This is a genomic window from Kineococcus vitellinus (genome assembly GCF_009906315.1).
GTDB lineage: Bacteria > Actinomycetota > Actinomycetes > Actinomycetales > Kineococcaceae > Kineococcus > Kineococcus vitellinus.
In genome coordinates this window covers 1-999 of sequence record NZ_JAAALL010000584.1, presented here as the reverse complement: position 1 = coordinate 999, position 999 = coordinate 1, and the positions used below count along the sequence as shown (strand labels likewise).

The 999-nt window shown below is 68.4% G+C and carries 1 protein-coding gene; it reads left to right on the top strand.

Translation table 11 applies throughout. The annotated features are described in order from the left end of the window. Positions 1-999, top strand: a 999-nt coding sequence (locus tag GTQ99_RS23565; RefSeq protein WP_166618062.1) for an AAA family ATPase, incomplete at both ends; no start/stop codon positions are given.

Here is a 999-nt window from a genome sequence, read left to right as displayed (position 1 = left end):
CAGCCCATCCAGGTCCCCGAGCCGACGCTGGCGCACGCCATCGAGATCCTCAAGGGCCTGCGCGACCGCTACGAGGCCCACCACCGCGTCTCCATCACCGACGCCGCGCTGGTGGCGGCCGCCACCATGGCCGACCGCTACGTCAACGACCGCTACCTGCCGGACAAGGCCATCGACCTGATCGACGAGGCCGGCGCCCGCCTGCGCATCCGCCGGATGACCGCACCGCCGGACCTGCGCGAGTTCGACGAGCGCATCGCGGGGGTGCGGCGCCAGAAGGAGTCCGCGATCGACGCGCAGGACTTCGAGAAGGCCGCCTCGCTGCGCGACGGCGAGAAGGTGCTGCAGGGTGAGCGCGGTGAGCGCGAGAAGCAGTGGAAGTCCGGCGACATGGACGTCATCGCCGAGGTCGACGAGGAGCTGATCGCGGAGGTGCTGGCCACCGCCACCGGCATCCCGGTGGTGCGCTTGACCGAGGAGGAGTCCTCGCGGCTGCTGAACATGGAAGCGGAGCTGCACAAGCGCGTCATCGGCCAGAACGATGCGATCAAGGCGCTCTCGCAGGCCATCCGCCGCACCCGCGCGGGGTTGAAGGACCCCAAGCGCCCCGGTGGCTCGTTCATCTTCGCCGGCCCCACCGGGGTGGGGAAGACGGAGCTGGCCAAGGCGCTGGCGGAGTTCCTCTTCGGTGAGGAGGACGCGCTCATCCAGCTGGACATGAGCGAGTTCTCCGAGAAGCACACCGTCTCGCGGCTGTTCGGCTCCCCGCCCGGCTACGTGGGTTACGAGGAGGGTGGGCAGCTGACGGAGAAGGTGCGGCGCAAGCCGTTCTCGGTGGTGCTCTTCGATGAGGTGGAGAAGGCGCACCCGGACATCTTCAACTCGCTGCTGCAGATCCTGGAGGACGGGCGGCTGACCGACTCCCAGGGCCGGATGGTGGACTTCAAGAACACCGTGATCATCATGACGACGAACCTGGGGACGCGGGACATCTCCAAG